5 protein-coding genes are annotated in these 6,124 nt (G+C 45.5%); 4 read left to right on the forward strand and 1 reads right to left on the reverse strand.

Annotated elements, in window-relative coordinates:
* Positions 1 to 3,483: chromosome segregation protein SMC (gene smc / locus WBA23_RS24360; protein WP_424584882.1), on the reverse strand; the 3,483-nt coding region annotated here is incomplete at its 3' end.
* 258 nt (positions 3,484 to 3,741) lie between these two features.
* Here smc and WBA23_RS24365 point away from each other — a divergent pair.
* From WBA23_RS24365 to WBA23_RS24380, 4 genes are all read left to right on the forward strand, one after another.
* Entirely contained in the window at positions 3,742 to 4,236 is a 495-nt protein-coding gene (locus WBA23_RS24365; protein WP_424584883.1) for a hypothetical protein, read from the forward strand.
* Between the two features lies 1 nt (position 4,237).
* Positions 4,238 to 5,332 carry a TonB family protein gene (locus WBA23_RS24370; protein WP_424584884.1) on the forward strand — a complete coding sequence of 365 codons (1,095 nt, stop codon included), beginning with the start codon at positions 4,238 to 4,240 and terminating at the stop codon, positions 5,330 to 5,332.
* A 10-nt stretch (positions 5,333 to 5,342) separates the two neighbouring features.
* Positions 5,343 to 5,537 (forward strand): CPXCG motif-containing cysteine-rich protein, encoded by a 195-nt coding sequence (locus tag WBA23_RS24375; RefSeq protein ID WP_424584885.1) that lies wholly within the window; start codon positions 5,343 to 5,345, stop codon positions 5,535 to 5,537.
* A 103-nt stretch (positions 5,538 to 5,640) separates the two neighbouring features.
* The coding region (locus WBA23_RS24380) for an HAD family hydrolase (protein WP_424584886.1) at positions 5,641 to 6,124 on the forward strand (484 nt) is incomplete at its 3' end.

Raw genomic sequence — 6,124 nt, forward strand, 5'->3', positions numbered from 1 at the left:
CATCGTTACTCCGTAAATCACGTCGGTGCTGGCCATGGTTCGTTTGTTGTGGGTGACAATAATGAACTGCGATTCGCTGGAAAACTCTTTAATAATGTTATTGAACTTGTCAATGTTCGCATCATCGAGCGGGGCATCTACCTCATCAAAAATACAGAAAGGGGCCGGTTTTAGTAAATAGATAGCAAACAGCAGTGAGGTAGCAGTAAGCGTTTTTTCTCCTCCCGAAAGCTGGTTGATTGTTAGGGGACGTTTTCCTTTGGGGCGGGCCATAATTTCAATCGGTGAGTCTAACGGATTATCCGGATCAGTAAGTTTGAGTTCGCAATCGTCTTCTTCGGTAAACAACGTGCGAAATACTCGGACGAAATTTTCCCGAATTTGCTCGAAGGCTGCCATGAAGGTTTCGCGGGCTACGGCATCAATCTCGCCAATTGTAGTCATCAGCGATTCTTTCGCTTGCAGTAAATCGTTCCTTTCGCTACTGATAAAGTCGTAACGCTGTTTGATTTCGTCGTAAGCCTCCATCGCCATTGGGTTAATTGGGCCAATCTTACGAATGCGCTCCCGAATTTTCTCCAGCTTTATAGTCATCGCTTCCAACTCTTCATCGGTAGGCTGCACTTCCTCTTCACCCTCCTGCGAAAGTAACTCTTTAGCATCCAGATCAAATTCTACCGAAAGCCGCTCCTGAACGCTAGTTAGCTCTAGTTGAATGCTGTTGAGTCTGTTTTGTAGCTCCATAATCAGCGTATCTTGCTGGCTGCGCGATCGCTGTAAATCCCGAATGGCCTGTTCGCTTTGGTCAATATCGCCTCGGTGGGCGTAGTAGTCGCGCTCGGCTTCGTTTACTCCGGTCTCAATAGCCTGCTTTTCATCGTACATCGCCAGCAACTCATCTTCGCCAATATCATTGCTGTTGAGCAGTTCGGTAATGTTCTGCGTATTAACTTCTAACTCCTGCTGATTCTTGGCGATGCTCTGAATACCGTTTTCGTAAGATTCTTCTTTGAAGGTAATCTCCTGATTGAGCGATTTCAGTGTGCTCTCTTGTTGGAAGTAGCGAATCTTTTCCTGGTTGAAAGCCGCTGACTTTTCGCTAAGCTGCTCGTTTTCTACTGCCAATTGGCTACTAAGTTGCTGCTGCCGCTCCTTCGCCAATTGAAGCTGCTGCTCAGCTTCTTGTAATTGAGGCGTAACTTGCTCTAACTCCTCTTCCAGTTGGGCAATGAGAGCCAGCGTATCGTCTTGCTGCTGGGCCTGACTAGAGAGCATTTCCGAAAGCTGCTCTTTCTTGGAGGCAAAGGTGGCGTAGTCTCGCTGTAAACGATTAATATTCCGTTGAATCTCGATGAGATCGGAAGCGTAGGATTGCTGGCGGAGCTGCTGAACTTGCTGCTGTTGTTCTTGCAAGAAGACCTGCTTATCGCCGATTTGCTGCTTAAGCGTGCTTAGATCTTCTTTCAGTTTTTCCAGATTTTTAGCCCGACCCAGTCGCTTGCCCTCGAACAGTCCTACTGAGCCACCCGATAAGCGAAACGGCTGTTGCACTACTTGCCCATCAGCAGTAATCAGTGAATATTTTTCTTGCGGCGATAGATCAGATAAATTAGTAACGTAAACCTGATTCAGTAGAAACTGAATTAGCCGTTGATATTTAGCATCGTATTCTACCACGTGTAGCGCAGATTCAGCGTTCTTTAAAGGGCTTCCGTTTCGCTGAGGAACGAACTGCTGTAACTCATCTAGTAAAAAGAAATGTGCTTTTCCTTGAGCTGCATCACCCAGCAGTTGAATTGCTTCCATTGCCTGTGCTCGGCTTTCTACCACAAAGTAGTTCATGTAGGGCCCCAGGTAGTTTTCAATACAAACGCGGTATTGTTCGGGACAAGTAACCACATCGGACAGGAGCGGAGCTTTTTTAGCCCAGTCTACATTTTTCTTTAAGAATTTTATGGCTTCGGGAAAGCCTTCCAGATTATCGACGAGCGATTTAGTAAGGTTGTACTCATTTTGCAGAGCATCTTGCTGACGGTTAAGCGCGGTTATCGTATCTTTACTTTCTTCTATCTCGTCAATAAAGGCGGTGATACGATCTTGCAGTTCGGTTTCTTGTTGCTCGGTATCTTCCAGTTGTTGTTCTTCCTCCTCAATTTGCTGCTGAATTACAACCGCTTTCTGGTCGAATTCGGTTAGGTCAGCATTGCGAGCAGAAGTGTTTTCAGTGCTTTTCTCTAATTCCTGCCGGGTAGCATTAAGTTGCATCTGCTTAATCTCCAGTTGCTTCTGATACTGATACACCTGCTCTTGATGTTCTCTAGCTACCTCATCTGCTTCGGCTACTTCATCTTTCAAATCCAACGTTTGCGACTGGTAAGTACGGTGCTCTTCCTCCAGTTCAGTTACCTGCTGTTGAATCTGCTCGAGCGATTCGGCAGCCGAGGCCTTTTCCCACTGAAGCTTTTCCAGGTGCTCCGTGGTAAGGTCAACCGTTTCTCGGTCTTGCTTTAATAGTGCGTTGAGGCGATCTTTCCGGCCTTGCAGGAATTTAAGGCGCTCATTCTTCACCTGCTTATCACTTTCCGCATTACGAATAGTAGCTACATGATCATTGAGGGCTTTTTGGCGTGAAGCAAGCAGTTGCTCTTTTTGCACCAAATTGGTTTTCAATTGGGCTAAAGCAGCTTCCTTTTCGTCTACCTGCCGACTTAATTGAACCTTCCGGTCAGTTTCCTTATCGAGTTGCTGTTTAGCTTCCGTGCTGGCTTCTTGGGAAGCTCGGATTTTAGATTTAGCCAGCGTGATGCTTAGCTGTTTGTATTCTTCTTTGGCTTTGTAGTAGCGTTCGGCCTGTTTGGCTTGCCGTTCTAGCGACTTTAGGTTTTTCTCAATCTCGAATAGTAAATCTTCTACACGATCCAAGTCGTCATCGGTTGCCCGTAGCTTTCGTAATGTTTCCTTCTTTCGGACACGGAACTTACTCACCCCAGCAGCTTCTTCGAACAAGGCTCGTCGCGAGCCATCTTTGTCGTTCAGAATATCGTCTACCATCTTCAGCTCAATAATGGCGTAGCTGTTGGAGGCAATACCGGTGTCCATAAATAAACTGACAATATCTTTCAGTCGACAGGGTACCCCGTTTAGTAAATATTCGCTATCGCCACTACGGTAGTAGCGGCGGGTAATGGTTACTTGGGTATACTCGGTAGGAAGTAGATTGCGGGTATTATCAAAAGTGAGGGAAACTTCGGCTAATTGAGTGGCTTTTCGCTTTTTGGTACCATTGAAGATGATATTTTCCATCTTGTCGGAGCGGAGCATCCGCGATTTTTGCTCGCCCAGCACCCAGCGAATTGCATCTACTACGTTAGATTTTCCGCAGCCATTCGGCCCTACAATACCAGTAATACCCCGGTCGAACCGAATTGTTACTTTATCGCCGAAACTCTTAAAACCTTTTAGTTCTAGTGTAGAAAGTTGCATATAATCCCTTCAAAATCAGTCAGATATTCGGTAGAAAAGGCAGCAAATCTGAATGTTGATTTGCCCTTTCACGCTCGAATTAACGGCGAATATAGAGTAATTTGGAACATTCAGCGAAGAAAAGAGTGGTTTTGTGTTAAGGTGTTAAGGTGTTAAGGTGTTTGGGTGTTAAGAGGTTCGTGAGTATCTTGAACTCTGAACTCTGAACTCTGAACTCTGAACTCTGAACTCTGAACTCTGAACTCTGAACTTCGATAAATGGAAAACTACTTAGAGCTACTGATATTTCTGGCATTCGCTGCTTTCTCCTTTTTCTCTCGATTTCTGAACAAGAAGCGAAATCCCTCTCGTGGGGATGGCGAAGAATTTGAGGGAGCACGCCAACCAGAGAAGCCTGTCGTTGATCCGGAAGAAACGCGGCCCCGGCAACCATCTACATTTGAGGATATTCTACGGGAGATGATGGGAGAGAATAAACCGCAGCCTACCCCTCCGCCCAAGGTGCGGAAGAAAGTCCAGAAAGTTGAAACTGAAGCAAAAGAAAAATTACGAGAGGTAAAGCAAACGGCCAAAAAAGCAACGCTTATCGCCGAGAAAATATCGTTGGAGGATAGTGGAAAGCGGATTAAGCCTATTGAGCTAGCTCCACAAAAGAACAGTATAGCCCAGGAAGTATCGGAAGCACTTAGTAACCCTAAAAGTGCCCGCGAAGCGATTATTCTAAGTGAAATCATTAATCGAAAGTATTTCTGAGATGAAACAGGTCATTCTAAGCGTGATAGGATTGCTGCTGGTACTTCCCGGATTTGCCCAAACCAATACTCCTTTTTACTACAATGACTACTGGAAACTCACTACTCGCGAGGATGCGGTGTATTTTCGCACTGGTGCTCTCGATACCACTCATTTAGTGTTTGCTGGAGCAGTGAAGGACTACTTCCGAAGCGGTCAATTGCAGATGAGCGGGAGCTATCAGGCGGGGTTACGACACGGGCCTTTTGTATTCTACTACGCTAATGGTCAGACTAAAATTAAAGGAAATTATGACTTGGGGCAGCGAGTAGGCGAGTGGCACTACTATTATCCAGAGGGTTCGCTGAAGCAGCGGGTAGAATTTACTGACAATGATTTTTACGTTTGGGAATACTACGATAGTTTAGGTAATACTCAGGTAGATAATGGAACCGGAACTTGGCAAAATAGCTACTACGAGCCGGGTAATCCGAGTAAAATTATTGTGGAAGGAAAGTTTGTGAATGGTAAAAAGGATGGAAAGTGGAAGTGCTCTAACGAATACGGGCGACTTTATTATGTGGAGACGTTTAAAGAAGGTGAATTTGTTAAGGGCAAGGCAGTGAACGCCATTGGTGGTCGAGGTGGGAAATACGAGCAAGAACTGAACAACAAATTGCTTCCGCCTTTTAAATTATCGATCGCTGAGCAGTTTATTTTTGCTAGAGAAGATGTTCAGGAAGAATATCCTTATTTGGCAAAAATAGTTGTGTCAGAAGAAGCGGGCTTCAACACAGTTGACGTGCAACCTATGTATCCGGGGGGAATGCACCAAGCCTACCGGTTGGTGACTAACCACTTGGTTTATCCGGAGCGCGCTCGGCGGGAGGGAATTCAGGGAAAAGTGTTTGTACAGTTTGTGATAGACAAAGACGGCAGCGTTACGCAGGCGAAGACAATTAAAGGAATTGGCGGAGGGTGCGACCGAGAAGCTGAACGCATTGTGAGCCTGATGAAGGACTGGGAACCAGGATACAAAGACGGCGAACCGGTACGAGTACGAATGGTGCTACCCATCACATTTCAACTCACCCCCAACCTAGAATCTAGATATTGATGTAGTAGGTATGCTTGAGCATTTTTTTATTTGCCCCTATTGTTTCTCCCAAATTTCCATGTTACTGGATACTTCAGTGAAGCAGCAGTCCTACGTAGAAGATTGCGAAGTGTGCTGCAACCCTATTGAGCTAACTTTCGCTGTAGAGAACTACGAGGACGAAATTACGGTCACTTCTTTTGATGCCGCATCACTCGGACAGTAGTTTTTGGTGAATGTGTTCATGAATTTGTGTGTTCGAGTGTTCATGCATAGGTTTGCCTATCCAAGACTTAAACCCTCAAACCCTAATCCTTAAATCCTAGACTATGAATTCAATTGCTTTACTGTTTGATATGGATGGCGTGATCGTCGACAACCATGAGTTTCACTTGAAATCCTGGCTAGGATTCTTTGAGAAGCACAACATTAAAATAAGTGAGGAAGAATATAAAGCGAATATAAATGGACGGAGGATGGAAAATATCCTGCCCGACTTACTGGGTCAGAAAATGTCTGACGAGGAAATTTGGGAGATTGGCGAAGAAAAAGAAGCATTGTATCGAGAGTTATACCGTCCACATATTAAACCCACTACTGGATTAGTGACTTTTTTGGCCGAGGTTGCTCGGCAGCGCATTCCCCGCACGGTTTCAACATCAGCACCCCCGGCGAACGTAGACTTTACGTTAAAGCATACCGGGCTGCGAAATTATTTTCCAACGATCATCGATTCTACCATGGTCGCCCACGGCAAGCCCCACCCGGAAGTCTACCTAAAGTCAGCCAAAGCATTAGGTATTGATCCAGCGC

Source organism: Tunicatimonas sp. (assembly GCF_049647865.1).
Lineage (GTDB): Bacteria > Bacteroidota > Bacteroidia > Cytophagales > Cyclobacteriaceae > Tunicatimonas.

Excerpts from the sequence above, each read along its gene's own strand:
- WBA23_RS24365 (WP_424584883.1), top strand. The coding sequence starts at position 3,742 with ATGGAAAACTACTTAGAGCTACTGATATTTCTGGCATTCGCTGCTTTC.
- WBA23_RS24375 (WP_424584885.1), top strand. The coding sequence starts at position 5,343 with ATGCTTGAGCATTTTTTTATTTGCCCCTATTGTTTCTCCCAAATTTCC.
- WBA23_RS24370 (WP_424584884.1), top strand. The coding sequence starts at position 4,238 with ATGAAACAGGTCATTCTAAGCGTGATAGGATTGCTGCTGGTACTTCCC.